At 60.9% G+C, this 25,742-nt stretch carries 24 protein-coding genes; 20 read left to right on the forward strand and 4 right to left on the reverse strand.

Features of this window, described 5'->3' with window-relative positions; translation table 11 throughout:
• Positions 1-3: 3 nt before the first annotated feature.
• The 15 genes from HMPREF2690_RS12500 to HMPREF2690_RS07725 all read left to right on the forward strand — a co-directional run bounded on the left by HMPREF2690_RS12500 (position 4) and on the right by HMPREF2690_RS07725 (position 18,418).
• Positions 4-828 carry a DUF6779 domain-containing protein gene (locus HMPREF2690_RS12500; RefSeq protein WP_070614409.1) on the forward strand — a complete coding sequence of 275 codons (825 nt, stop codon included), beginning with the start codon at positions 4-6 and terminating at the stop codon, positions 826-828.
• Positions 829-1,530 carry a 6PGD fold domain-containing protein gene (locus tag HMPREF2690_RS07670; protein ID WP_070820574.1) on the forward strand — a complete coding sequence of 234 codons (702 nt, stop codon included), beginning with the start codon at positions 829-831 and terminating at the stop codon, positions 1,528-1,530.
• Positions 1,531-2,328, forward strand: coding sequence for a pantoate--beta-alanine ligase (locus tag HMPREF2690_RS07675; protein ID WP_070820575.1), 798 nt, complete (start codon positions 1,531-1,533; stop codon positions 2,326-2,328). It begins immediately after the preceding gene.
• A 38-nt stretch (positions 2,329-2,366) separates the two neighbouring features.
• Entirely contained in the window at positions 2,367-3,620 is a 1,254-nt protein-coding gene (locus HMPREF2690_RS07680; RefSeq protein WP_070450286.1) for a hypothetical protein, read from the forward strand.
• A gap of 16 nt (positions 3,621-3,636) precedes the next feature.
• Positions 3,637-5,178 (forward strand): lysine--tRNA ligase, encoded by a 1,542-nt coding sequence (gene lysS / locus HMPREF2690_RS07685; protein WP_070820576.1) that lies wholly within the window; start codon positions 3,637-3,639, stop codon positions 5,176-5,178.
• A 5-nt stretch (positions 5,179-5,183) separates the two neighbouring features.
• Positions 5,184-6,044 (forward strand): hypothetical protein, encoded by an 861-nt coding sequence (locus HMPREF2690_RS07690; RefSeq protein WP_141758886.1) that lies wholly within the window; start codon positions 5,184-5,186, stop codon positions 6,042-6,044.
• Positions 6,045-6,113: 69 nt separating this feature from the next.
• The gene (locus tag HMPREF2690_RS07695) at positions 6,114-8,111 is read left to right on the forward strand and encodes a glucose PTS transporter subunit IIA (protein ID WP_070820577.1); all 1,998 of its coding nucleotides are present in this window, start codon (positions 6,114-6,116) and stop codon (positions 8,109-8,111) included.
• A gap of 10 nt (positions 8,112-8,121) precedes the next feature.
• Positions 8,122-9,813: a phosphoenolpyruvate--protein phosphotransferase gene (gene ptsP / locus HMPREF2690_RS07700; protein ID WP_070820578.1), complete on the forward strand. Its 1,692-nt coding sequence runs from the start codon at positions 8,122-8,124 to the stop codon at positions 9,811-9,813.
• A gap of 57 nt (positions 9,814-9,870) precedes the next feature.
• Entirely contained in the window at positions 9,871-10,683 is an 813-nt protein-coding gene (locus tag HMPREF2690_RS07705; RefSeq protein ID WP_070820579.1) for a MetQ/NlpA family ABC transporter substrate-binding protein, read from the forward strand.
• Positions 10,683-10,985: a CHY zinc finger protein gene (locus tag HMPREF2690_RS11705; RefSeq protein ID WP_083320344.1), complete on the forward strand. Its 303-nt coding sequence runs from the start codon at positions 10,683-10,685 to the stop codon at positions 10,983-10,985. The genes HMPREF2690_RS07705 and HMPREF2690_RS11705 overlap by 1 nt, the downstream gene beginning before the upstream one ends.
• Positions 10,986-11,060: 75 nt before the next feature.
• A complete protein-coding gene (locus tag HMPREF2690_RS11955; RefSeq protein ID WP_141761222.1) occupies positions 11,061-11,423 on the forward strand; it encodes a hypothetical protein in 363 nt (120 codons plus the stop codon).
• Between the two features lie 12 nt (positions 11,424-11,435).
• Positions 11,436-11,699 carry a hypothetical protein gene (locus HMPREF2690_RS07710; protein ID WP_070820580.1) on the forward strand — a complete coding sequence of 88 codons (264 nt, stop codon included), beginning with the start codon at positions 11,436-11,438 and terminating at the stop codon, positions 11,697-11,699.
• Positions 11,680-14,415: an FtsK/SpoIIIE domain-containing protein gene (locus HMPREF2690_RS07715; RefSeq protein WP_070820581.1), complete on the forward strand. Its 2,736-nt coding sequence runs from the start codon at positions 11,680-11,682 to the stop codon at positions 14,413-14,415. Before HMPREF2690_RS07710 ends, HMPREF2690_RS07715 begins: the two co-directional genes overlap by 20 nt.
• A complete protein-coding gene (locus HMPREF2690_RS07720; RefSeq protein WP_141761223.1) occupies positions 14,403-15,500 on the forward strand; it encodes a hypothetical protein in 1,098 nt (365 codons plus the stop codon). Before HMPREF2690_RS07715 ends, HMPREF2690_RS07720 begins: the two co-directional genes overlap by 13 nt.
• 176 nt (positions 15,501-15,676) lie before the next feature.
• A complete protein-coding gene (locus HMPREF2690_RS07725) occupies positions 15,677-18,418 on the forward strand; it encodes an ATP-dependent Clp protease ATP-binding subunit (RefSeq protein ID WP_070820583.1) in 2,742 nt (913 codons plus the stop codon).
• Here HMPREF2690_RS07725 and HMPREF2690_RS07730 read toward each other — a convergent pair.
• The gene (locus HMPREF2690_RS07730) at positions 18,370-19,827 is read right to left on the reverse strand and encodes a lipase family protein (protein WP_070820584.1); all 1,458 of its coding nucleotides are present in this window, start codon (positions 19,825-19,827) and stop codon (positions 18,370-18,372) included. The two genes, HMPREF2690_RS07725 and HMPREF2690_RS07730, sit on opposite strands and share 49 nt — an antisense overlap.
• Positions 19,828-19,851: 24 nt before the next feature.
• On the opposite strand from HMPREF2690_RS07730, the gene HMPREF2690_RS11710 reads away from it, so the two are divergent.
• Positions 19,852-20,022 (forward strand): DUF4236 domain-containing protein, encoded by a 171-nt coding sequence (locus tag HMPREF2690_RS11710; RefSeq protein WP_083279432.1) that lies wholly within the window; start codon positions 19,852-19,854, stop codon positions 20,020-20,022.
• Here HMPREF2690_RS11710 and HMPREF2690_RS07735 read toward each other — a convergent pair.
• Positions 20,001-20,876 (reverse strand): HhH-GPD family protein, encoded by an 876-nt coding sequence (locus tag HMPREF2690_RS07735; protein WP_371326020.1) that lies wholly within the window; start codon positions 20,874-20,876, stop codon positions 20,001-20,003. The genes HMPREF2690_RS11710 and HMPREF2690_RS07735 overlap by 22 nt on opposite strands.
• A gap of 10 nt (positions 20,877-20,886) precedes the next feature.
• On the opposite strand from HMPREF2690_RS07735, the gene HMPREF2690_RS07740 reads away from it, so the two are divergent.
• On the forward strand, positions 20,887-21,507 hold the full coding sequence (locus tag HMPREF2690_RS07740) for a carbonic anhydrase (RefSeq protein WP_070820585.1): 621 nt from the start codon (positions 20,887-20,889) through the stop codon (positions 21,505-21,507).
• A gap of 9 nt (positions 21,508-21,516) precedes the next feature.
• Positions 21,517-22,197 carry a hypothetical protein gene (locus tag HMPREF2690_RS07745; protein ID WP_070422493.1) on the forward strand — a complete coding sequence of 227 codons (681 nt, stop codon included), beginning with the start codon at positions 21,517-21,519 and terminating at the stop codon, positions 22,195-22,197.
• Positions 22,198-22,207: 10 nt separating this feature from the next.
• Here the strand turns inward: HMPREF2690_RS07745 and radA are convergent, their stop codons facing one another.
• Together radA and HMPREF2690_RS07755 are read right to left on the reverse strand one after the other, a co-directional pair.
• Entirely contained in the window at positions 22,208-23,572 is a 1,365-nt protein-coding gene (gene radA, locus HMPREF2690_RS07750) for a DNA repair protein RadA (protein ID WP_070820586.1), read from the reverse strand.
• Positions 23,573-23,690: 118 nt separating this feature from the next.
• Entirely contained in the window at positions 23,691-24,230 is a 540-nt protein-coding gene (locus tag HMPREF2690_RS07755; RefSeq protein ID WP_070820587.1) for a hypothetical protein, read from the reverse strand.
• 157 nt (positions 24,231-24,387) lie between these two features.
• Between HMPREF2690_RS07755 and HMPREF2690_RS07760 the strand changes: the two genes are divergently transcribed.
• Together HMPREF2690_RS07760 and ispD are read left to right on the forward strand one after the other, a co-directional pair.
• Positions 24,388-24,966, forward strand: a complete 579-nt coding sequence (locus HMPREF2690_RS07760; protein ID WP_070450262.1) for a CarD family transcriptional regulator — start codon at positions 24,388-24,390, stop codon at positions 24,964-24,966.
• Positions 24,967-24,975: 9 nt separating this feature from the next.
• Positions 24,976-25,698 carry a 2-C-methyl-D-erythritol 4-phosphate cytidylyltransferase gene (gene ispD, locus HMPREF2690_RS07765; RefSeq protein ID WP_070820588.1) on the forward strand — a complete coding sequence of 241 codons (723 nt, stop codon included), beginning with the start codon at positions 24,976-24,978 and terminating at the stop codon, positions 25,696-25,698.
• Positions 25,699-25,742: the final 44 nt, after the last annotated feature.

Here is a 25,742-nt window from a genome sequence, read left to right on the forward strand (position 1 = left end):
GGCATGAGTGCCAAAAACACATCCAGTGACAGCGCAACCCTGTGGGTCATCGTCCCCTTTGTTGTCGCCGTAATTGGCACCGTTGTCATGCTGTTTACCAACTCCGCCAACGCACTGAAGATCGCGCTGATCTTCGCGCTGTGGGCCGGAGCGGCTGGGCTGATTTTGAACTTCCGCAGCCGCCGCGAGCGTGACGACGCCACCCGGGACGCCGAAGCCGCCCGCGAACAAGTCCGCGAGCAGGAAGAACGCCACAAGGCCGTCATCGCCGCCCTGCCGCAGGGCGAAAACGCACCTGTGGACATGGAAGCCCTTCGTGCCCTGCAGGACGAGATCCAGGCACTGCGTGCACAGTTGGAGGAGCTCAACGGCCGCGTCTTCGAGTACGAGCCAGCCGCCGTGCGCGCCTCTGCGCGTCGCATCTCCGAGTTGGAGAGCACCCCAGAGCCAGAGCCAGCGCCGGAACCCACCCCGGAACCAGAACCGATCTCAGAACCAGAACCAGCGCGCCCGTCGCCGTCGACCGACGACACGGTTGTGCTCGACCGCGTGCGTCCGACAGGTGCGCCGAGCTCGGATGCGATCGCTGGCCGCATTGGCACCCAGCCGTCCGGCCGCCCTGCCCGCAACCCGCTGTCTGACCTGATCAGCGAGCGAAAGGCGCAAGCGGAAGCAGAAGCAAAGCCAGAACCGCAGCCAGAACCCAAGCCGGAGCCAACCCCGGAACCGGAACCGCAGGAGGAGCCGCGCCGTTCGGGCCGCCGTCGTCGTGACGAGCGCGAGAACTCCATTTCCGTCGCTGAACTGCTCGCCCGCCGGGGGAAGTAAATGGCGCCACGCCTGCTCGTAGGCGCAATCCCCGGCCATAGCCAACTCGCTCTCGATCTGGAACGCGCCGGGCACACCGTGCGCCCGATCGACATCAACACTGACCCGGGCGCGATCGCGCACGTGGACCTCGTGCTCATCGACGGCTCCGCGAACGATATCCGCGCCGCCGCAGAAATCCTGGCTGATTACGCGCGCCCGCAGCAGATGTTCCTCCACACCGCGTTGGAGGAAGGCCCGCAGTTGCTTGACGACGTCGAAACGTCCCAGGCCATCACCATGTGCGCCCACAACCTCTTCGACAACATCTGGGTCACCTCCGCCGCGGACGAACTCGGCGAGACCGTCGTGGGGCTGCTCATCGCGGAGATCGGCGGCACGAGCATGCGTATCGACGACACCGTCCGCCCCACCATCGCCGCCGCCCAAGAACTTCGCGCGCTGGAAGCGACGGTGCGCGACGACGCGCTCGAGCTGCTCATCGATACGGTTCCTGCGTTTGAGGCGGTGGCGGAGAAGTTCATCGAGGCGGCGTCGGGTCGTCGATACGCAAAAAGCGTCAACGACTTGGACCGGATGCTGGACGCACTGCCGGAACCCGGGGTGCGCAGGCTGTTTGTGGATCTGCAGCGCCGACGCGGTGAGATGGAGCAGGACACGGATACGGAACTGTGGGTTATTCAGAAATACGAGGGAAGATAAATGGCGTTTGAGGCAGGTAAGGCGGTCGTCGTTAAGGATGAGGCGCTGCTGGCGACCTATGGGCGGGCGTTTCGCAAGATCGGCAAGTCTGTTGTGGTGGTGCCGCTGGGCCGCGACGTGCACGCGGGCCACATTGAGTTGATCCGTGCGGCGAAGTCGCTGCTCGGCTCGTACGTCGTGGTCACGTTTACTGGCGACGAGGTGCCGGACATCTTCGCCGAGGAGAAGGTGGACGTGGTGTTCCACGGCCCGCTGGAGACCAAGGTGCGGGTGGATTCCGGGGTGGATCCGCTTGAAGATCCGGAGCACACGCAGCGCGAGGTGGCGCGCATCCTCGCGGCAATTAACGCCTCGCACGCGACGGATGTGGTGTTGGGGGAGAAGGACTTCGAGGTGCTCGTGGCTACGCAATATGCGGTCTCTGGCCTGCGTATGGAGGTCAAACTGCACTCCGTGCCTACCGTGCGCACCCCGAACGGGCTGGCGGTGTCGCTGCGCAACGCGGACGTGCCGGAGGACCTGCGCGAGGCGGCTCTCGCGCTGCCGGCGGCGCTGACCGCAGGCGCCCACGCCGCTGAGCAGGGCGCCGAGGTCGTGCTTGAAACCGTGCGTGGTGTGCTCGCCGCCGAGGGCCTTGAACCGGCCTACCTTGAGTTGCGCGACCTGGCGATGCGCGAAGCGCCCGAGCGTGGCGACGCCCGCCTCCTCGCCGCCGTCGACCTCGGCCCTGTGCGCCTGGCCGACAACGTGGGTTTGCCGCTCGGGATTGGCTTCAAGCACATCGAAGAAGATAGGTAGCCGAACGGGCTGCGGTCGCAGGCGGTAGAATGCGGCGCATGTCTGTGCCCAACATCGCCGGAATCCTCGCCGACCGCTTCGGCTTCGCCTTCACCCCTGAGCAGGTGCGTGAAAGCGGCCGTACTGAAACGTCCACGTTGTACACCGCGTCGGACGACAAAGGCCACGCCGTAGAGGTGGAGGTCTTTGACACGAAGGTGGCGGAACACCTCGGCGCCGACGTGAACACGCTCAACAGCCGCCTCGCGCTGGCGGCGCATCCGGGCGCGTTCCAGCCGCGCAGTGTGGGTACCACCGACGAAGGGCAGCTTTTCGTCCTGCGCGAGGCCGCAACCGGCACGCCGTTGAGCGACCTCATTGCGGAGAAGGGCGCGACGTTTACCCAGCAGGAAGTGCGTGACCTGCTCGCCCCGGTGGTCGAGGCCATCGATGACTACGACCTCAAGGGCCTGTCCGGGTTCGTCTCCCGTTCTATTTCGCCGGAGCGACTTTTGGTGCAGCCGCAGTGGTCGACCACCCCGGTGAAGCTCACCCTGGTTGGTCCGAGTACCGACGCGGTTGGCTCGGATGAGGAGTTGGCCAAGGCGAATGTGGACAAGTTCGCCAGCGTGGTCAGTCTGATGACGGGCGAGGCCCCACGCGAGGGCGTGCGCACCTGTGCGGATGTGCTGCATATGGTGCCGGTGGGCGAGGCGCCCCAGGAGGCGTCCAACATCGACGTTGCTCCCAACCCGGAGGACGGCTATCGCAAGCGCCCTGAGCCGTACGCGTACGGCCCGGACGGCAACTACACCCGCCCGGCGGCGACGAACGAGAAGAAAGTCCCGTGGCCGTGGATCATCGCGATCCTGGCGCTACTGCTCATCGCTATTGCGGCACTGTGGTATTGGTCCGCCAACCGCGGCGAGGCCTGGGAGGGTGCGGAGGCGCAGATCGCCGAGGAGTACCCGGATATCGTGTCCAAGAAGTCCGGCCAGAAGGGCTGGCAGGACCTGCGCTGCGAGAACGGCTCGACCGATCCGGACCAGGAAGGCAAGATCCGCTGCGCCAACGCAGAGTTGGGCGTGTCTGTGGTGAAGTACGCCGACGAGTATGACCGCGACGATGCGGTGCCGGACCCGCGCGAGGCCGTCGTTCTGGGCTCCGGTGAGTGCACCGTGAACTCCTATGAGTTGCCGGACGCGAACCCGCCTGCCTATGTGATGGTGCCGCAGGACAAGCCTGAATACCTCATGATTATTAACGGTTTGAACTCGGAAGAGCAGCGTCTGGATCTTCCGCTTTGCCAATAGACTACGATTGACCGGCGTGAGTACGCAGGATCTTTCAGAGCAGCAGCAAATCCGCCGGGAGAAGAGGCAACGGCTTATCGGCGAGGGCCGTGATGCCTACCCCGTCGAAGTTGACCGTACGACCTCGCTGAAGGACCTGCGGGCGAAGTACCAGGTCGTTGAAGAGGGCGAAGGCGACGGCGTGACCCGCCTTGAGGCCGGCCAGGAAACCCAGGATGTGGTGGCCGTCGCCGGCCGCATCATGTTCCAGCGCAACACCGGCAAGCTCTGCTTTGCCACCTTGCAGGAGGGTGACGGCACCCAGTTGCAGGTCATGTTGTCGCTGGCAGAGGTGGGCGAGGAGGCCCTCGCGCAGTGGAAGGCTGACACGGACCTGGGTGACATTGTCTCGGTTCGTGGGCGCATCATTGCTTCTCGACGAGGCGAGCTCTCCGTCCAGGCACAGTCCTGGCACATGGCCTCGAAGGCCTTGAGCCCGCTTCCGGTCGCGTTTGCGGACATGAACGAGGAGCAGCGCGTCCGTCGCCGTTACACGGATCTGATCATGCGCGAGGATGCGCGCAAGAACGCCATGACCCGTATCAAGGTCATGGCCGCGGTGCGTAAGTACCTGACGGGCCTGGACTTTGTGGAGATTGAGACGCCGATGCTGCAGACGCTGCACGGCGGTGCTGCGGCTCGTCCGTTTGTCACCCACTCCAACGCGCTGGACATTGACCTCTACCTGCGCATCGCGCCGGAGCTTTACCTGAAGAGGGCCGTTGTTGGTGGCCTGGAGCGCGTCTTTGAGATCAATAAGAACTTCCGCAACGAGGGCGTGGATTCGTCCCACTCGCCGGAGTTCACCATGTTGGAGACCTACCAGGCGTGGGGCACCTACAAGGACGGTGCCGAAACCATGAAGGGTCTTGTCCAGTTCTGTGCCCAGGAAGTCTTCGGCTCCCAGAAGGTCACGCTGGCTGACGGCACCGAGTACGACTTCGGCGGCGAGTGGAAGGTACTGGAGATGTACCCGTCGCTCAACGAGGCGCTGCAGCGTAAGTTCCCGGGCCAGCCTGAGGTGACCATCGATTCCTCCGTGGAGGAACTCAAGGGCATCGCTGAGACTATCGGTCTGAAGGTTCCGGAGAATGCAGGCTGGCTGCACGGCAAGCTTGTTGAGGAAATCTGGGAGGAGCTTTGCTCCGACCAGCTCTATGAGCCGACCTTTGTCATTAACTTCCCGGTGGAGACCTCCCCGCTGACCCGCGACCACCGCGAGCAGCCGGGCGTGACCGAGAAGTTCGACCTCTACGTCCGTGGCTTCGAATTGGCCACCGGCTACTCCGAGCTCATCGACCCGGTGATCCAGCGCGAGCGCTTCGAAGACCAGGCCCGCCTGGCGGCGCATGGTGACGACGAGGCCATGGTGCTCGACGAGGACTTCCTCGCCGCTATGGAGCAGGGCATGCCGCCGACAGCAGGTTGCGGCATGGGCGTGGACCGCCTGCTGATGGCCTTGACCGGCCTGGGTATCCGCGAGACCGTCCTGTTCCCGATGGTGAAGCCGGAGGCGTAACGACGATGCGCCGTTGGCCCCTCGCAGCAGCCGGGGTACTCCTCGCAGCCTCGTTGGCAGGCTGTGGCAGTAGTGAACAAGCAGAGCTTGCGGAGCCAACGGTGCCTACCACGCCAACCACAACAACGTCGCAGCTGCCCCCACCGGATTGCTCCACTGATGCAATCAAAAATTCGCCAGGGCTTGAAGAGTTTGAGATGTATGGTCCTTGCGAAGGTGGCTTCACTCGTCCTGGAGTTCCGAATTCCGGCAACATCATCCTCGCGCAGTGGGACGGTAAGCACTGGGTCGAGGTCGAGGCTGACGGCGTGTGGGATGGCATGGGTATGGCGCGGCCGTGCTTTAACCCGGGTCGTCTTGAGGAGCTCGGCGTTCCCGAATCCCTGGCGGATAAGGAGCCACGCTGCGGCGTATACCCGCCTGGTCAGGAGCCGCCGCACAAGAAGCAGGCGAAGGCTTCCACTCCTGTGCCGACATCGAGCACACTCGACCCAAACTGGGGGATTAAGCGCGACAGCGATGGCGTGATTATCGAGGCGCAGTTTGAAGGGGTTAAGCGTCAAATCTCTGCGCCGAATTGTGATGGACGAGGAATTCTCATTCTCGATTCCGTAATTGCGGACGGAGATATTGGCTCGACACACTCCAAGCTTGCGTTTGACATTGCGTATCTCGGCGATGGAAATGCTGAGTTCACCTATCCAGGCCACTGCCCGTCGCTTCGCGCACAGGTCGATGGCAACGATATTTACCCGGTGTACCTCGATTTTGGCCACGACACGGATGCGCTGTGTGCTGCGAAGAAGAACTACGGCGGGAACGCGCGAGTGTTGTCGGATCGTGAGGAATATCTCGATCCCTGCTAATTGTGCACGGTGGTTATAACCAACTAACGTTTGATGTGACTAAACCATGTGGTTGAAAGGAGCATCAGCATGGCGACCACTAAGGCGAGCCTGCAAGATCAGGCTGCCGATATCCTCGCCGGAATCGGCGGGGCCGACAACATCGCATCGATGACGCACTGTGCGACCCGACTGCGGTTCGAACTAAACGACGCCTCCCTGGCCGACAAAGACCGCCTCGAAGCAAACCCGAAGGTAATGGGCGCGGTACCCCAGGGCGGCAGCCACTACCAGGTCATCGTCGGTGGTGACGTGGCTACGGTGTACAACGCGATCAATAACCTGCCCGAGATGGCGGGCCGCTCGGTTTCCAACGACGAGCTGAAGAAGCAGCAGCGTGACAAGGCTAAGGGCAAGATGCCGTGGCTGGATACGTTCTTCGAGTACCTTTCCGACTCCTTCCGCCCGATCCTGGGTGTGCTGTTGGGCGCGTCGCTGATCATTGCGTTTGCGGCGTTCCTCGACGCGTTTCACATCATTGACTTCCGCGCGGAAGTGAAGACGCCGGGCTGGCAGTTCGTCGACGCCATGTGGGGCTCGGTGTTCTTCTTCCTGCCGGTGGCGGTGGCCTACAACGCGGGCAAGAAGCTCAACATCGACCCGTGGGTGCCAGCGGCGATCATGCTTGCGCTATTTACCCCGGACTTCATTGACTTGAAGGACCACCCCGATGCGCGGGTGATCGATCTGTTCGGCGCACCGACCGACGTCGTCGATGTGTTCGGCCTGCCGATGATTCTGAACGGCTACAACGGCAACGTGTTCGTGCCGCTGATCATGGCGGCTGTTGCGGCCCTGCTGTACAAGGGGTTGCAGAAGATCATTCCGTCTGCCGTGCACATGGTGTTTGTGCCGTTTTTGACGCTGCTGGTCATGATCCCGGTCACCGCGTTTATCATCGGCCCGTTCGGCTACCTGCTCGGCGCGTGGATCGGTACTGGTCTGGCGTGGATGAACGGCAATGCGCCGTTCCTGTTCGCGCTGCTGATCCCGATGCTCTACCCGTTCCTGGTTCCGCTTGGCCTGCACTGGCCGCTTAACGCGCTGATGCTGGTGAACATCAACACCCTTGGCTACGACTTCATCCAGGGACCAATGGGTGCGTGGAACTTTGCCTGCTTCGGCGCCACCGCCGCGGTGCTGGCGATCTCCATCCGCGACCGCGATCCGCTGATGCGCCAGACCTCCGGTTCCGCACTTGCCGCGGGCCTGCTCGGCGGCATCTCGGAGCCGTCGCTCTACGGTATCCACCTGCGCTTTAAGAAGGTTTACCCGCGCATGCTCGTCGGCTGCTTCGCCGGTGGTTTGACCATCGCCGTTCTGGGGACCCCGTTCGGTGGCGTGAAGACCAACGCGTTCGTGTTCACCTCGCTGCCGACCGTGTTCGTATTCGACCCGATGTGGGTCTACTTGATCGCCATCGCAGTGGCGTTCTTCACCTCGTTCTTCATCATCCTGATCACCGACTACCGCACCCCTGAGGAGAAGGCAGACGCGCTTGCTCGCGCGGCTGCTGCTCGTGAGGAGGAGCCGGTTGCGGTTGTGGGGTCGTCGCAAAGCACTGAAAGCACAGTGCTCGCTCCTGTCGCTGGTGAGGTTGTGGCGATGGCAGCGCTTAACGACGCCGCCTTCGCCTCCGGCGCCCTCGGCCAGGCTGTTGGTGTGATTCCGGCGAATGACAAACTCACCGTGGTTGCGCCTGCTGCGGGCAAGGTGATTTCGGTGGCGAAGACTGGCCACGCGTACGGCATCAAGACCGACGACGGCGCGGAACTGCTGGTGCACATCGGCATCGACACCGTGAAACTCGACGGCGAGGGATTCACCCCGCTGGTGGAGAAGAAGCAGGTTGTCGCTGCCGGTGACGCGCTGGCGGAGGTGGACTTCCCGGCGATTGCCGCCAAGGGGGTCGACACCACTGTGATCACCACCGTGGTCAACTCCAAGAAACTCGGCGGAGTAAACGACGTGGCCGATGGCACCGTCGAAATTGGAGATGCCATCCTCGAGATCACGCCCGCCGAGTAGGCTCGGTGGCATGACTGAGCGCACAGTTCTTCACGGCATTGGTGTGTCCGCTGGTACTGCCTGCGGACCCGTCGCGGTAGTGACCCCGGCGGTGGGTATCGATAACCACGAGCCCGCCTCCGTGAACCCCGAGGCGGATGGTCAGCGGATACGGGAAGTGTTGGGGGAGGTGGCGTCGTCGTTACGCGAACGTGCGGCGCACGCCAACTCGAAGGCGTCGCAGGACGTGCTCGAGGCCACCGCAGCGCTGGCCACGGACCGTGGCCTGATCCGCGGGGTGGACAAGGAACTGAAGAAGGGCAGTGGCCCCACCAAAGCGGTGCACGATGCGGTGGAGACATACGCGAACAAGCTGCGCAAACTCGGCGGCTACATGGCCGAGCGTGTCACCGACCTTTACGACATCCGCGACCGCGCCACCGCACGCCTTCGCGGCTTGCCGGAGCCGGGCGTGCCGGATCTGACGGCACCGTCTGTGCTGGTCGCGCACGATCTTGCGCCCGCTGAGACCGCCACGCTGGACCCTGCGATGGTGCTCGGCATTGTCACCGAGGCGGGTGGCGCGACCTCGCATACCGCGATCCTCGCCGCCCAGCTCGGCATCCCCGCCGCAGTGCAGGTCAAGGGCATTTCCGATGCGATTGTCGACGACCCCCGCATCGCCCTCGACGGCAGCACCGGCCAAATCATCGTCGCCCCGTCCGATGAGGACGTCGCCGAACTCGACGAGCGCTCCCGCCGCCGCGCCGCCGCACTGGAAGGCTCCGCCGGCGCCGGCGCCACCCGCGACGGCCACGCCGTGAAACTGCTGGCCAACATCGGCACCGCCGAAGACGCGGTGAAGGCTGCGGGCTACGACCTGGAAGGCTCCGGCCTGTTCCGCTCTGAGTTTCTCTTCCTGGACCGCGACTCCGCGCCCAGCATGGACGAGCAGACCGAGACCTACACCAAGGTCCTCGAGGCCTTCGGCGAGCGTCGCGTGGTGGTGCGCACCCTCGACGCCGGCGCCGACAAGCCGCTGTCGTTTGCGGACCTTGGCGAGGAGGAAAACCCAGCCCTCGGCCGCCGCGGCTTGCGACTGTCTCAAGCCCGCGAGGATCTGCTCGCCGACCAGTTGGAGGCACTCGCCAACGCGCAGCGTAACGTGCCGGACGCCGAACTGTGGGTGATGGCGCCCATGGTCGCCACGGTCGAGGAGGCCGAGTGGTTCGCCGAACGTGCCCGCGCTGCTGGCCTGAAGCAGGTGGGCATCATGGTCGAAACCCCTGCGGCCGCGATTCGCGCCGGGCAGGTGCTCGACGTTGTGGACTTCGGCTCCATCGGCACCAACGACCTTTCCCAGTACACGATGGCCGCTGACCGCATGCAGGGCGAACTCGCTGAACTGCTCTCGCCCTGGCAGCCGGCGGTGCTGTCCATGATCCGCGAGACCTGCCGCGGCGGTGAAGCTACTGGCAAGCCCATCGGTGTGTGCGGTGAGGCCGGCGGCGACCCGCTCATGGCCCTCGTCCTTGTCGGCCTTGGCGTGAAGTCACTGTCTATGGCGCCCGGCAAGGTCAACGCCGTGCGCGCGGCGCTGCGCCTGCACGACATGGATACCTGCCGGAAGATGGCCGATGATGCCCTTGCCGCCCGAACCGCTGAAGATGCACGTGAGGCGGTGCTTGGGATCGCGGATTCAGTAATTCTTGACCTACTGTGAACCGCATAGTCTAGTATTGGCAGACAAAGTTGTTCACGATAGGGAAAGGGCTTCCCCATGAAGCGTTTCGCGTCCGTTGCTTTGTCTGCCGCAGTTGGCCTCGGCCTCGTTGCTTGCTCCAGTGATTCGGGCGGTGAAGAACCGCTCACCGTTTTGGCGCAAGCCACGCCCCACGCGGAGATTCTGCGCTACGTCGACGAGCAAAATCCGGAGTACGAGCTGGATGTCAAGGTCATTTCTGGTGGGTCGGAACCGAACATGTCGGTGGCCAACGGTTCCGCGGACGCGAACTTTTACCAGCACTCGCCGTACCTGCTGGACTGGAATGCTCAGACTGGCAAGAACCTGGTCAACATCGTCGGAGTCCACATTGAGCCGATGGGGATGTACTCCAACTCCATCAAGTCCATTGACCAGTTGGAGCAGGGGGCGAAGATCGTGACTCATAACTCGCCGTCCAACCTTGCCCGTGCGCTGATCCTGCTGGAGGCCAACGGTGTCATCGGTCTGGACCAGGAGATCGATCCGGCAAACGTGTCCAAGATCAACCTGCAGTCGATCACCGACAACCCGAAGGACATTGAGATCGTCCCGGTCGAAGACACCCTGGTTATTCAGTCGCTGTCGGACGAGTCTGTCGCTGGTGTCATCGTAACCTCGAACTTCGCTCTGGAAATTGGCCTGAACCCGTCGGAGGACTCTGTCATTGCCGAAAGCCCGGAGAACAACCCGTACGTGAATATCCTCGCAGCCAATGAGGACGCGGCGAAGGATCCCCGCATTGAGAAGCTGGCGGCGGACCTGAGCTCGCCGGAGACCGCAGAGTGGATCCGCGAGAAGTACAGCGGCTCCGTAATCCCGGTGAATTAATGAAAATCCACGGTATCGACGTCGACCCGCAAGGCCGGTGCGCGCATTGGCATTCGGAGCACGACGTCGTCGCCAACACCTGCGGGGCCTGCCACAAACTCTGGGCCTGTTCGCTGTGCCATGACGAGTTGGCGGATCACCGGTTTGTGGGCGTCGATAAGCAACTGCGCTCTGTGATGTGCGGCGCGTGCGGTTACATGATGACGCATGCCGAGTATGGGGCCGCGTGCCCCTCGTGCGGGCACCCGTTTAATCCGGGCTGCAAACTGCACGAAAACGTGTATTTCAGGGATGTTCGCTAAGGGTGCGTGGCAGCGCAGCACCTCGTTTTCGTAACTTTTTCGCGTTTAGTGCCATTTGCTCGGTGTAGATCTAGCGTGACGGCCGCTTTGCGTGCCATGGACGTCCTTACTACAGACGTGACATGGGATATTCTGATTCATGTTCTGGTCAATGGAAAAGACAATGAGAGAAACAGTATGAGTCGCGTCGAAGATTTGAAAAGAGAAGCGTATCAGCTTGCTAGACGAGCGAACGATCTTGCAGCAACCATCAACCGGTACACCACCAGTACGTCCGACGCGGCACAAAACGCAACGAAGCTGCTCGAAGGTACAGGTTCAGGTCTAGATAGGCGAGTAGCCGCGGATTTGCAGGAAACCAATGCTGCAATCAAACGAACTCAGCGTGTACTGCAACAAGTCGGCGATGTGGCTGCAAGTTACGCACGCAGAATTTAGGGTGAATTAAACATGGCATCGTCAAATGACATCAAAGTGGAACTGCACCGCCTTCACGATGAGTTCTACACATTGCTCCGTACTTTGGAATCCGAAGTGCCAGGATTTCAATCAGCAGCGTCGGAAGCCCGGCGAGTCTTTTACGGATCGTCGCAAAGCTCTCTGCAGGAAATCCTCCATTTGCTGATGGAGGCTGAACGGCAAATTCTCGACACGGGGCAGAAGCTTCGGCGGACGCTCACCGCTCTGGAGGAGTATGGCATTGAGCGTATTTAATAATCTTTTCAACAAGAAAAAGTTAATTCAATCCGATTCATCGTCACACCTGCGTGCTGAGCTGGCCACGTTAGAGCAAACCGCAGCCAATCAGTTTGATACAGCCCGTCAGAATTATGAGGCTGAAATCAAGAGGCTAAAAGATGAGAGCATCCAGATCGGAAGCGAACTAGATCGTCTTACCAGTCAGACAAAAGCCCAGTCGGGTACTGAATCCTCGCAGATCCTTGAAAAATATGAGAGAGAAGAGGAAGAGCAACGTAACCTAGCTCTGTCGATTTCAAAGAATCTGCGATCTCAGTACATTTACTGGGGTGTGGAGCACGACGAGATTACTCGCGGAACAGAAGTAAAACCACTCCTGCGTGTAGGGGCAATCGAAGCAGAAAGTGTCTCAAAGGCTCCGCTGGATGCGCTGGCCCCATTTATTGGATCTAGGAATCTGTGGATTCGCGGTCAATCGACTCAAGCATGGCCGCTAAAGGTTGCTCGCTCCGCAGTTTTTGGCGCGTACGTTTCGGTTCAGCCCGGTCAAATGCTGGTGACGGTCTATGACCCATCAATGATTGGCGATCTTTCTCTGTTTTACGAGATGTCAGATGACAACCGTGAGCTCTACCGGGAGATTTCACGGACGCCAGAGGCCTTTGAAGAGACACTCGATTTTCACCTTCAGCGTCTTGAAGATGTAAACCGAGCAATGAAGGGGAAGTTCGAATCCCTGACGGAGATGGTGTCCGAGACCGGACAACAGGAGTTTCCTTACCGGTTGCTCGTTGTGATGGAAGATTGGTACAACCTAGACGAGCGCACACGTGGCAAGTTAACAAAACTGATGGAGAGCGGCCCAAAGTACGGCATCCATGTCGTATTGATGAGTGTGAATGCTCAACTCACTGAAGCAGCGCTGAAGTCCTCGATTGAATTCACCTATTGGAAAGGTAGAACTCAAGAGATTTCGATTGAGGGGACGCGTTTTACTGGTGACAACGCGATACCAGTTACTTTTGACGCACCTAGCGACGAAGCTGTCGTAGCGCTTTCGAAGCTAGTTGCAATTGAAGCGAAGCAAGGTGCGCTTCCCGAAATTCCGCTGGTACCAATGCTTCAGAGCTTTAAGACTGAATCCAGCAGGCTAGGCATTACTGCGTTAATTGGTAAGAGCGGTACCTCCCAAATCGACTTCACCATCGGCGATACCCTTACAAATGGTTTGATCGGTGGTGCAGCAGGTACGGGTAAGTCGAACCTGCTTAAGGTGATCATTTACTCTCTTGCGTCACGCTATTCGCCGGATGAACTCGAGCTGTTCCTTTTGGACTTTAAGCAAGGCGTGGAGTTCAACCAGTTTATTGAGGATGAAGATAAACCAGCGCTCCCCCATGCCCGAGTAGTTTCTACGGAGTCCGATGTTGCTTTCGGCATTTCCGCGCTCGAGCACTTTGTGAATGAGATCCAACGCAGGAACGCGCTTTTTAAGGCGAATAGGGTCGATGACTACAAGATGTACCGCGAAGTAACCGGAGAAAATCTACCGCGGTGGCTGCTGATTATCGACGAGTTCCAAGGCCTATTCTCCAATGATGATGCTGACCGGGCTACTGAGTTGCTGGATACATTGGCGCGTCAGGGCCGATCGTCCGGGTTGCACTTTATAGTTGCGTCTCAGTCCTTGTCCGGAATCAGAATGAACTCTGGCAAGCAAGATGCAATCTTTGACCAAACCCCCTTGAGGATTGCGTTGCGAATGGGGGCAGAGCAATCCGCCCTTTTCCTTCGAAATGACAACAAAGCAGCAGGTGATCTGCGCTACCGGGGTCAGGCGATCATTAACAAACAGGGTGGAGCGCCTACGGACAACCAACTGTTTGTGGTTGCTTACGCTGATAAGCAAGAACACAACGATATTCAGCGTCAGCTTGCGAATGAATATGCAAGTTCCACCACGCTTCCCCAACGGATCTATCGTGGCGATCAGCCTGTCTACTTTTCGTCGCTTGATTGCAGCCGTCTGCCGAAGGCAAACGAAGATGGCTTTCCGGTGGTGTTCGGGCAAAGAGCCACAATCGACGCAGACTTTGCGTATCACGAGATGCAGCCTAAGTCGGGCGACCATGTCTTGATCTTGGGCACAAACATGCGCGCTGCTATTGGCATGATGCAGATGATGACCTTGTCGGCAGCGAAAGCTGTTAACCACCTCCGAGTGGTGGTGTATGACACCCAATTGCCATCGCAGCGTCGAATCTCCAACCTTGAAACATGGATGGATACTCTTCGCGCAATGGGAACGGAGGTGTTCCGGTTGGGCATCGACGATGATGTATTCCGTTTCGTAGATCAGCTCGAAGACGGGCCGGGAACCCTAGTGCTCGCGCTCGGTGCGGAAAATGAAGACTTCGGTCCAGAACAGTTCTCGGATGACGAAAACTTCCTCCAGAAATGGCCGAGAAGAGGAATTCACTTCATCGGGCATTGGACTTCTGCGTCGGTCATGAACCGGGCAATGCGAGCAGAGTCTTTCCAAAACGTTGTTTTTACTGAAGCATCAGTCGACGACTTTATGGTTGCAGCCGGTATCGCACAGTCTGGAATTCCGGAGCTAAACAGCGCGAAAGCGGCTTCATTTAGCCGAACGGGGGCGAAGCAAGGCATTGAAGTCGTTACTCCCGTGATGCCAATGGATAAGGAAGATTTCGTCAGGTGGCAGCAATGATTAAACAGTTGGAAAACTACTATCTTGCAATAAACAATGCGGAACTTGCTCTTTCGCGCGGCGTAGATAGGGCAGAAAATGCGGAACATGCTGCGGACAAAAAGATTCACGATATGACCGCTGCTGCACGGTTGGATATCTCTAGCAGAGAAGAACGCATCAAGCAGTTGGAACGGTGGATTAACAGTGCACAAACTAGCCGCACTGAGGTGCATCTACCTGAGTCAACTGAAACTATCAACGGTATTGACGGTTTCGGTCCGTTCCAGAACAGTCTTGAAAAGATAGTGCACCTTCGTGAGGAGCTCGCTACACAACAAAAGGTAGAAAAAGGATTAGAGAGCGAGAATCACGCCAGCAAGCTTGCGAGTATTATTGGACTCTCGGGGATAATCTTTGCAATCCTGACCTTGTTGTTGGGAAATACCATGTTGGTCTGGATTATCTTGCCTGCTTATGCGGTCGGAGTGTTCGTATTTGCACGTCGGTATTGGAAAAATGCTGATCAGGCTGCTGGGGCGTTCACCCTCTCACGCATTCGGCGAGGTGAAAAGGTTGGCCTACCAATGCTTCCCACCGCGCTTTTCATGTTCTCCTTCTCAGTACTAGGAGTGCTTCTGTTGGTGTCCCCCGCAGAAAGTCTCATAGTGTCCCCTATGCAGAGTCTCACCGAAAATACGATGCCGACGTTCCAAAACTCTGAAGATTACAAAAAAGCCACGGCTCTTGGGGCGGGTTCGCTTGTGTTCTCTACGATCGCCCTTTGGGCGGCCGGAGTCTACCAGTGGATGATTTTTAGTGACGATGATGCGGATTATGGCGATCTTTCGCAGTATCGCAGTCGAATCCTCGGGTCTGCCAACGCGGGGAAGTCTTTGATGATTGCCGGTGCTTTGAGTTACGTTATCGGCTTATTGGCGCTGCTGGCTTCCGTGTTGCCCCTTGGCGCTGTTGCGACGTTGTCTTGGGGAGTAGTGGTTTTTACCTTTGGCCTAATCTGCTATGCATCGAGCCAACGCGTCGCACGGAAACTTTCTGAAAACAAACGCGAAGCCTTGAAGAAAACGCAAGCGACGACTGCCTAGACATTTTCGGATGCACGAAAACGTGTATTTCAGGGATGTTCGCTAAGGGTGAACATCCCCTCTGAGCACTGCTTTTTGACGATTCCACGCCCCCCGCAGCCAAAACGTGGGAAGTGATGTCGCACCCCGGCGTTATGGTGGTGGACAACGATTTAGCTATAGAAGGGGTCAGCCACATGTTCGAGCGGTTTACCGACCGGGCCCGTCGCGTCATCGTCCTGGCGCAGGAGGAAGCGCGCGCGCTCAATCACAACTACATGGGCACCGAGCACATCCTGCTCGGCCTGATTAAGGAAGGCGAGGGCGTCGCCGCGAAGGCCCTCGAATCCATGGGTATCAACCTTGAGGATGTGCGCCGCGAGGTCATCGACATCATTGGCCACGGCACCCAGCCGGTCACCGGCCACATCCCGTTTACCCCGCGTGCCAAGAAGGTCCTGGAGCTCTCCCTGCGTGAGGGTTTGCAGATGGGCCACAAGTACATCGGCACCGAGTTCTTGCTGCTCGGCCTGATCCGTGAGGGCGAGGGCGTTGCGGCGCAGGTGCTGATCAAGCTCGGCGCTGACCTGCCGCGTGTGCGCCAGCAGGTTATCCAGTTGCTGTCTGGTTACGAGGGCGGCGAGGCACAGAATCCGGAGTCCCCGCAGCAGGGCGGCGGACCGGGCTTTGCAGGTGCGGGTGCTGGCGGCAACCGCGCAGGTGGTGGCGGCCCGCAGGGCGGCGAGCGTTCCAACTCGCTCGTACTCGACCAGTTCGGCCGTAACCTCACCGCAGCTGCCAAGGAAGGCAAGCTCGACCCGGTTGTGGGCCGTGACAAGGAAATCGAGCGCGTCATGCAGGTCCTGTCGCGCCGTACCAAGAACAACCCGGTGCTCATCGGTGAGCCGGGCGTCGGTAAGACTGCCGTCGTGGAGGGCTTGGCGCTCGACATTGCGAACGGCAACGTCCCGGAGACCCTGAAGGACAAGCAGGTTTACTCGCTGGATCTGGGCTCCCTGGTTGCAGGTTCGCGTTACCGCGGTGATTTCGAGGAGCGCCTGAAGAAGGTGCTCAAGGAGATCAACCAGCGCGGCGACATCATCCTGTTTATCGACGAGATCCACACCCTCGTCGGCGCCGGTGCCGCCGAAGGTGCGATCGACGCTGCTTCGCTGCTGAAGCCGAAGCTGGCTCGTGGCGAGCTCCAGACCATCGGCGCAACCACGCTGGACGAATACCGTAAGCACATCGAGAAGGACGCCGCCCTTGAGCGTCGTTTCCAGCCGGTGCAGGTGGACGAGCCGAGCATCGAGGACACCATCCAGATCCTCAAGGGCCTGCGCGACCGCTACGAGGCGCACCACCGCGTGTCCTACACCGACGATGCACTCAAGGCTGCAGCGAACCTTTCAGATCGCTACATCAATGACCGTTTCCTGCCGGATAAGGCAGTCGATCTTCTCGACGAGGCCGGCGCCCGCATGCGCATCAAGCGCATGACCGCCCCGGATTCCCTGCGTGAGGTCGACGACCGCATCGCTGAGGTCCGCAAGGAAAAGGAAGCGGCGATCGACGCCCAGGACTTTGAGAAGGCAGCTAGCCTGCGCGAATCGGAGCGCAAGCTCACCGAGGAGCGCGCCGCGAAGGAGAAGAAGTGGCGCTCGGACGACCTCGAGGACATCGCCGAGGTTGGCGAGGAGCAGATCGCTGACGTGCTGGCCAACTGGACTGGCATCCCGGTGTTCAAGCTCACCGAGAGCGAGTCGAAGCGCCTGCTCAACATGGAAGGCGAGCTGCACAAGCGCATCATCGGTCAGGACGAGGCTGTCAAGGCTGTGTCCCGTTCCATCCGCCGCACCCGCGCAGGTCTGAAGGATCCGAACCGTCCGTCCGGTTCGTTCATCTTCGCCGGCCCATCCGGTGTGGGTAAGACGGAGCTGTCGAAGGCGCTTGCAGAGTTCCTCTTCGGCGACGACGACTCCCTGATCCAGGTGGACATGGGCGAGTTCCACGACCGCTTCACCGCGTCGCGTCTCTTCGGTGCCCCTCCGGGATACGTCGGCTACGAAGAGGGCGGCCAGCTCACCGAGAAGGTGCGCCGCAAGCCGTTCTCGGTCGTGCTTTTCGACGAGATCGAGAAGGCCCACAAGGAGATCTACAACACCCTCCTGCAGGTGCTGGAAGAAGGTCACGTCACCGACGGCCAGGGTCGCAACGTGGACTTCAAGAACACGGTGCTGATCTTCACCTCGAACCTGGGTACCTCCGACATCTCCAAGCCGGTCGGCCTGGGCTTCACCGGGGATACCGCTGCGGATTCCGAGGCGCAGTACGAGCGCATGAAGGGTAAGGTCCACGACGAGCTGAAGAAACACTTCCGTCCGGAGTTCCTGAACCGTATCGACGAGATCGTCGTGTTCAAGCAGCTCTCCCAGGAAGAGATTGTCCAGATGGTGGACCTGCTCATCGCTCGAGTGGACAAGAACCTGGCCGCGCAGGACATGGGCATCGAGCTCACCGAGAACGCCAAGAACCTGCTTGCAGTCCGTGGTTTCGACCCCGTGCTGGGTGCACGTCCGCTGCGTCGCACCATCCAGCGCGAGATCGAGGACATCCTGTCCGAGAAGATCCTCTTCGGCGAGATCGGTGCCGGCGAGATCATCACCGTGGACGTCGAGGGCTGGGACGGCGACGTGGAGACGGCCCGCAAGGATCGTGGCAAGGCCGCCCCGGATGCGACCTTCACCTTCACCCCACGTCCACGCCCGCTGCCAGCGGAGGCCTTCGACGTCGAGCTGGAAGAAGAGGTCCGCGACATCGAGCCGGAGCGCGCCCAGCCGGAGTCTGAAGCCTCCGAATACCCGGATGAGCGCGACACGACCGCCGAAGATCAGAACGGCAACGAGGGCAAGGAAGACAACGGCCCCGAGCCGGTGTAACCCCACCAGGCGGCTGCGGCACCGAGCACGCCAAGGATGCCCAGGACTAACGCGGTGATCTCCACCGCGTTGAGCCCCTCCACCACCTCATATGCAGGGTGGTCGGAGGGGCACACCCGTTTCATAGGCTGTTCGGCGAAACGATCATCCATCCACGCAATCGCATTATCGGCCTGCAAAAGCAGGGGAGCGGCATGGCCCGAACCAGGAACGCGTGGCGTCAACTGCAGACGCCCCGACGACAACGGTTGCGTCGGGGAACCCGGCACCACCACGCGTCGGTACTCCACCTGCGCACCGACGGCGCAATAGTCCTCTGCCAGTTGGGTGGCTTGCGGCTCCGGAACGAGGTCGTCGTCGGCATTCGTCATCACCATGATCGGCGCAGACGGTGCGACGGTGCCCATTTTGTTTAGTTCCAGATACTTCGCCAGCCGCTCATCCGAGTGCACCACTTCAGCGAACGAGTTGCCTGCGGTGAACAGTGTGGAAGGGTCGGCTGGCGCAGACAACGAGGCGTCGACCACGCACGAGGTTTTCAGTCCTTCGAGCCAGACTTTGCCCTCGTCGGTGAGGTGTTCCTGCAGGGCCTCGCCGAATTCCGGGTAGCTTTCGGAGTAGCTCGCAGCGGCAAAACCGGCCACGGCGGTGAGCATCGGTGCGGTACCTTGCTCCAGCACACCCAGCGGGTCGGCTGGCGGGGCGCCGGAGAACGTTCCCATCACGTTGAGTTCGGGGGCGTAGTCGGCGACAAGTTCCGCAGCGGCCGCGGCAGCGCCACCGCCTTGGGAGTAGCCCCAGAAGCCCACTTTTTGGTTTGGTTTTGCGACGGCGCGGGCGGCGTCGATAAGCGCATGCCCCTGATCCACCCTGTTCAAGTAGGTGTGCAACCCATCGGTGCCCAACCCGATGTAGTCGGTGACCACCACGGAATAGCCGGCATCCAGCAGCTTCTGTACCAGGGGCGCCTCGTAGTTAATGTTCACGGTTCCGTCTTCGATGCGCACCAGCATGGACGAGCCTGCCGATGGCGCGCACTGATCACCCAGACCACGCGTGCCCGGTGCGAGCGCGATGAGTCCCTTCGCGCGGCGGTGCTTGTAAAACGCCCCGGTCACCGCGACCTTTTCGCCTTGCTCGTTGGTGGAGGTGTAGCGGATGCGCTGGCCATTCGAGCCCGGCACCCGCTTCACCGCATCGAGCGAGCCCGCCTCGTTACCTGGTGCGCCGGCCAGTGGTTTCCACGATGACTCCGGAAGCGACGACAACGATGACGCGTCACGCACCACATCGACTGTGGACGACCCCACCGACGACAGCGACGACAACGACTCCGCGCTCAGGTCCGCAGCCTGCGCGGATGGGGCCAATAACACCGGAATGAGCAGGGAGCACCAACGTTTTTGCATGTACAGCAGTGTAAACTGCCGACTATGGGATTCCAGTTTCGTAAGCGCCAGAAGCTCAGCAAGGACAGCTGGCTGAATTACTCCGGTTCGGGCGTTTCCGCCTCCAAACGCGTCGGGCCAGTGACCATCAACTCGCGTGGCGGCGTGTGGATCAAGCTGCCGGGTGGGCTGACCTACCGCGGTAAGTGGAAGTAACCGCGCTCATCCTGTTCAGCGAGGCCGTCCTCCAACAGTGAGAACAGGGCGCGTGAGCGTTGCGCGTCGTCGGGCCAGACGGCATCGATAATCGCCTGCTCAACCGGCGAATCTGCCTCGCGCAGCACCTTCATGATCTTGCCGCGCACCTGCCTATCGGTGCCCGCAAAGCGTTGCGACGGCCGCCGCTGCCCCTCCTCAGGCGCCGGCCTTCCCGCCGCCAACCAGGCACAATCTTGCGCAATCGGGCACGCATCGCACTTCGGCGCCTTCGCGGTGCACACCAGCGCACCAAGCTCCATCAGCCCGACCGAAAACTCGGGACCGTTGTCCTCCGGAAGCAGGCGCGCAACCTCCTGGATTTCCTTCTTCCCCGGCACCCCCAGCGCCTGGCCGCGCTCCACACGCGCCACCACGCGACGCACATTCGTGTCCACAACCGGCACGTTCTTCCCATAGGCGAAACACGCCACCGCCCGCGCCGTGTAGTCCCCAATGCCCGGCAGTGCCAGCAGCGCGTCCACATCGTCCGGCACAACGCCGCCATGCTTATCGACGATCACCTGCGCGCACTCCCGCAACCTCAACGCCCGCCGTGGGTAGCCGAGGTTGGCCCAGGCGCGCAGGATGTCGTCGATACGCGCCTGCGCAAAATCGTGCGGAGTCGGCCAACGCTCGATCCACTCCAACCAAATGGGCGCAACGCGCTCCACCTGAGTTTGGTGGCTCATGACCTCGCTGATCAGCACACCCCACGGTGACGTACCCGGTTTGCGCCACGGCAAATCCCGCGCGTTGGCGCGGTACCAATCAACTACCTGATTTGGGCGAATATTCTGCACAATGCGTGCCACAATAGCCGGTATGACTAATGCAACAGAGCTCCAGGCCGCTACCTCCCCGCGCGAAGTGTGGGAACTGCTTCGCGCAGGCAACGAACGCTTCGCCACCGGCAACACCGTCGCCCCGAACCGCGACTCCGAAACCCTCCAGCAGCTCACGTCCGGCCAGAACCCAGCCGTGTGCGTCATCGGTTGTTCTGACTCGCGCGTGCCCGTCGAGTTGCTTTTCGACGCCGGCTTCGGCGACATCTTCGTCATCCGCACCGCCGGCGGCTGCGTCGACTCCGCTGTCTCCGCTTCCGTCGAATTCGCCGTCGACGGCCTCGGCGTAGACCTCGTGCTGTTCCTGTCCCACGAAAAGTGTGGCGCTGTCGGCTCCGCAGTCCAGGCGTTCGAGTCCGGCGAGATCCCGCACGGCCTGACCCGCCTGTTCGTGGAGAAGATCGCCCCCTCCATCGTCGAGGCCGAAAAGCGTGGCGAGCAGGTCGAGCAGGCCCACGCCCGCCACGGCGCCGAGCACTTGGTCGCCCGCATCCCCGCCGTCGTTGCCGGCCTGGAAGCGCGCCGCATCGGCGTGGTAGGTGCGCGTTACCGTCTGTCGGACGGCCGTGTCGAGACCACCTACGAAAACTTCGGCGATTAAGTTATAAGCATGTCGAACCAGCGCCCATTGCCCCCGGAGATCTACATGCGCCGCCGCGTCGCGGCCCTCGTCATCCTCCTCGTGGTTGTGGCGTTGCTGGTCTGGGCGCTTTCCGCCATGGCCCGCAGCGGCGGATCCGGATCGGATGGGGCAACCGAAACCTCCACCGAGCAAACCGTGAACCCGACCGTGGCTACCGAGCCGACCGTCGCCGCGCCTGAGGAATCTACGTCTGAGACTGCGTCCGCATCCCCGTCCGAGGAACCTTCCAGTGTTGAGGCCGCACCGGCCCGCACTGGCGCATGCGAACTCAAGGACCTGCGGATCAAGGCGCTGCCGAACCAGCCCTCCTACGCCGCAGGCACCGAGCCTGTGTTCTACATGGAAGTGGAAAACCCGACCGACACCGACTGCGTCATCGACCTTGACGAGAACATCCTGCGCTTCGAGGTGTACGACATGCGTACCAACGAGCGCATGTGGGCAGACACCGACTGCTACCAGCCCGTCGTGTCCGGCACCCAGACCTACAAGGCAGGGGAGAAGCAGGGCTACCAGGCTCGCTGGTCCGGCACCGTATCTCAACCGGGTAAGTGTGATGACCGTCCCGCGATCGAGCCGGGGTCCTACTTCCTGCACACGGTCATCGGCGACAATGCTTCGGAAGCAGCCCCCTTCAACATCACCTAGTTTCTTGTAGTTACTTAGCTAGTAGCGCGATCGCCTCCCCGAGCGTGGAGACCTGACTGACCCGCATTCCCTCGACCGGTTCGAGTTCTCCGCTGGGCACGATCGCGTTTTCGTATCCCAACCTCGCAGCCTCCTGCAGGCGGCGTCCGAGGTTAGGCACCCTTCGTAGCTCACCCGCGAGGCCCACTTCGCCGATGACCACAGTCTTCGGCGGCAGCGGTGTTTCGTGCAGGCTCGACCATGTAGCCAGCGCGACCGCAAGATCCGTTGCTGTTTCGGTGATCTTCACACCGCCAACGGTTGCTACGTACGCGTCCTTGTCATTCGTGCGCTGCCCGCAGCGTGCCTGGAGGACGGCGAGCACCATCGGCACCCTGTTGAAATCCAAGCCTGTGACCACGCGTCGCGGGCTCTTATTCACCGGATCGACGGTAAGTGCCTGGACTTCCGCCAGCATTGGCCGGACACCATCCATCGCCACCGTGACCGCAGAACCGTCCGGAGTCTTCCCACGGTGAGAGAGGAACAGCCCCGATGGGTCCGGTACCTCCCGGATGCCACCAGCGGTCTGCTCGAAGCACCCCACCTCGTCCGTCGCCCCGAAGCGATTCTTAATGCCACGCAGCATGCGTAGCGACGACTGCCTGTCACCCTCAAAGTTCAACACCACATCCACCAGGTGCTCGAGCACGCGCGGGCCGGCCACGTTGCCGTCCTTAGTCACATGCCCCACCAGGATGATCGGCAGGTTCGTCGTCTTCGCCAGTGTGGTCAGCGCAGCCGTTACTGCGCGGGACTGTGCCACCCCACCCGCAACACCCTCCACACCCGCGGCGTGCATGGTCTGCACCGAATCCACAATGAGCAGCGAGGGGTTGACCTGCTGGACGTGGCCAAACACCACGTCGAGGTTCGACTCCGCCGCCAAGTACAGCGTGTCTTTCAACGCATCGGTGCGTTCAGCACGGGCACGGACCTGGCCTGCAGATTCCTCAGCAGTCACGTATAGCGCCTTGCGGCCATCCATCGCCGCCCAGCGGGATGCCACCTCAAGCAACAGCGTCGATTTACCCACACCCGGCTCACCGGCCATCAGCACCACCGACCCCGGAACGACACCGGAGCCCAACACCCGGTCGAGTTCCCGGATGCCAGAAGGCAACGTGCGCGTCGCAGTCGCGTTCACCTTCGTGATCGGGGTCGCGGGCGACGTCGGTGTCAGCGCAGACGTCTTCACCGCACCTGCGGAAACCGCAGCCGGCGCTTCTTCTTGCAACGTTCCCCACGACCCGCACTCAGGGCAGCGACCGAGCCACTTCGGGGAAGAGTAGCCGCATTCGGAGCACGTGTGGATCACGCGAGGTTTCTTAGCCATGTGCGACACCGTATAACACGCACACGACACGGAGCCTGCAAGTGTTCGAAAAGTGTTCGAAAACGAAAAAGCCGCTGGTTAACCCAGCGGCATGTGTTCGTCGATAAGCGAAAAGCTCTTAGTGCTTCGCGCCAGTCTCGCGGTCAACCTGGCCCGAAACGAGGTGCGGGGCAGACACGGTAGCCACAACGTCGATGGAGCCGGTGTCAAAGTTGAACGTGACCGGGACGTTGCCGCCGTACGCGAAATCGTCGTTAGCCAGCGAGGTAGCGGTGTAGCTGATGCAGTTCGCGTCATCCTGCGGCAGGCGCTCGAGGCCCGCGGCGGAATCAGCAACCAACACGCAGTTGTACTTAATCGTGTTGTTGTTTGCGATCTTGACGGTGTTGCCACCAGCGGTGACGGACTTCAACGTGTGATCCGTCATGGAGGTGTCCTGGTTCGTTGCGGTGAACTTGAGGGCAGCCTTGCCGTCCTCGGCCAAGACGACGGTGACATCCTGCACAGCAACTTCGCCGTTCTCGGTTGCGGCGCTGGCACCATCCACAGCAGCGACCTGGTTCGAGGTCTGAGTAATCTGGCCAGCGGAGCAGCCAACAAGGGCCAAGGATGCGCAGCCAGCGGCAGCGATAACGGCTACCTGCTTCAGGGACTTCACGTGGGGTCCTCCATAGTCAAACGGTTTCGAAGGTTATTCTCTGGAATACTTTAGCGCCTAGACAGCAACTTTTCCCATTTTATCCCCTATTCGGAGCTTTGAAGGCGGTGGTAGGGTTGTGGGGTCAAAACTTCGCCGGGAGCACCAAGGAGCGTTTATGGAATTCAAGGTCGGAGAAGTGGTCGTTTACCCGCACCACGGCGCGGCGCGTATCGCCGACATCGAAGAGCGTGAGATGCGCGGCGAGAAGCTGGACTTCTTGGTGCTGCAGATTCTCCACTCAGACCTTGAGGTTCGCGTGCCCGTAAAGAACTCCGAGCTTGTCGGTGTGCGTGACGTAGTCAACGAGGAGGGCCTGCAGAAGGTGTTCTCCGTGCTGCGTGAGACGGATGTTGAGGAGGCCGGCAACTGGTCTCGTCGCTATAAGGCGAACCAGGAGCGCCTTGCCTCCGGCGACATTAATAAGGTGGCCGAGGTTGTACGTGATCTGTGGCGCCGTGACCAGGGCAAGGGTCTTTCTGCTGGTGAGAAGCGCATGCTTGGTAAGGCTCGCCAGATTCTCGTCGGTGAGCTCGCGCTTGCAGAGCCTGTTGATGAGAAGAAGGTCGAGGAGATGGAAGCCGAGATCCAGAAGATCATCGACGAGCAGGTCAAGGCCGGTATCTCCGAGGCACCGGGCGATGTTGACGCCGAAGATGACGTAGACCTCGACGAGCTTTCTTTCGACGACGAGTAAGACGAGCCCTTGGACCGCCGTGTTGTAGCGGTTGTTGCCGCAGCAGGTCAGGGCACCCGGCTGGGCGCTGAGGTGCCAAAGGCGTACGTTCCGTTGCGCGGGCGCACGCTTTTGGAGCGTTCCGTTACCGCGATGGAAACCTCCGAGATTGTGGACCAGGTGGTCGTCGTCATCAGCCCTGCCATGGAGGAGCACGCCCGACAGTGCCTGCGGGGGCATGACGTGCAGTTTGTGCACGGCGGTGCGGAGCGCGCGGACTCGATCTATGCGGCGCTCGGAGCAATTTCGCTTGACGACGCCTGCGTGCTCGTCCACGACGCCGCCCGCGCCCTCACCCCTCCCGGAATGATTGCCCGCGTGGCCCGTGCCGTGCTCGATGGCGCGCCCGCGGTGGTGCCGGTTGTACCTGTCGCGGACACCATTAAACAGGTCAGTGGGGGTGCGGTGAATGCGGTGGAGGCGACGCTGGACCGCAGCCGTTTGCGGGCCGCACAGACACCGCAAGGCTTTGACCTGAGTCAATTGCGTGCCGCCAACCGTGCTTACCTTGAGCAGTCGCCCGAGTTCGTGGCAACTGATGACGCGTCCCTGATGGAGTGGTACGGCGCCCCCGTCACCACTGTTCAGGGCGATCCGATGGCGTTCAAGATTACCACCCCGATCGATCTTCGCCTGGCGAAAAGCATTACCGATGAGGCCGAGCCGACCGTGTTCGAGATCCCCGGCAACTAGTTAGAGTGTTCGAACGAATTATCTAAAAAGTTTCGAAAAACCCT

Origin of the sequence: Corynebacterium sp. HMSC034E11 (assembly GCF_001835905.1) — a bacterium.
Taxonomy (GTDB): Bacteria; Actinomycetota; Actinomycetes; order Mycobacteriales; family Mycobacteriaceae; genus Corynebacterium; species Corynebacterium coyleae.